Source organism: Variovorax sp. P4_B11 (genome assembly GCF_056402355.1).
Genome location: NZ_JBFUHO010000165.1, coordinates 1 through 971 on the forward strand (window position 1 = coordinate 1; position 971 = coordinate 971).

The 971-nt window shown below is 62.8% G+C and carries 1 pseudogene; it reads right to left on the reverse strand.

Annotation, left to right across the window (positions count from 1 at the left end):
- Nucleotides 1-268 precede the first annotated feature (268 nt).
- Nucleotides 269-853 (reverse strand): annotated as a pseudogene (gene istA, locus AC1DYD_RS41440) (IS21 family transposase); the annotation flags it as partial.
- Between the last annotated feature and the right edge of the window lie 118 nt (nucleotides 854-971).

The following is a 971-nucleotide window of genomic DNA, read 5'->3' on the forward strand; positions in this document are numbered from 1 at the left end:
TCAGTCTGGAGACGACCAATCGCTACGCTGAGATCACGATGCGAACCAAGCAGGCCGCGCTTGCGGCATGCATTCCTCCGACGACTTCGGCGGTATCCCGGACTCGCGTCGGATGGCGCCAAGACCAAGACCTGATGAAGTGGCTGCAATCGCTGTGAGAATTTTGTGCCCGGTGGCCGGTGACTCACCATCGCCGGCGCACTGCTCAGGCCGGTTGGGCACATAACGCACCTGGGCACAAAACTACGATTTTGTTCCCGGGAACAAAATCATAGATGCCACGGCGAGCCACACCGCCCAGCGCGGCGAAGGACCGGGTGTGGGCATCGAACAGCATCTCGTGACCCTGGCTCGGGTACGCGACCAGCCAGAACGCCCGGCTCGCGCACAGCTTCATGTGCGCGACCTGCAGTTTGCGGTAGATCCCGCCGATCACCAGCGCCTCGTCGCTCCAGTCGAACTGGAACGCCTCGCCCAGCTCGAAGGCCAGAGGCACGAACGCTTCGCCGACCGCAACACCCCCTTGCTGCGCTCGCCACGCCCGGATGAAGTCAGTCAGTTGGGTATAGCCACCTTCGTAGCCAGCCTCGGCGAGCTGCTGCAGCAGGGCCTTGGCGGTTCGCCGCTCCTTCTTAGGGCGGCGCGCGTCGGCCAACAAAGCCATCTTCACCGTCTCGACGAACGGCCCAAGCTTCGTCATCGCCGCCTTGCGACGGTACTTCGGTGGCTGCGCCACCGGCGTGCGCAGGTACTTGCGCACCGTGTTGCGCGACAGGCTCGTCGCCCTCACGATCTCTCGCACCGACTTCTTCTCGCGGTGGTGCATCCGCAGGACCTTGCCAATCATGGCCATGGTGATCACTCCTCATACCCCCACCGCTTAAAAAAGCAGCAGGGTAGGCTGAACACCCGGGTCAAATTTGAAGCGGCACAACCCTCACAGGTGGGTCAATTTTCGGCCGGCGCCAACA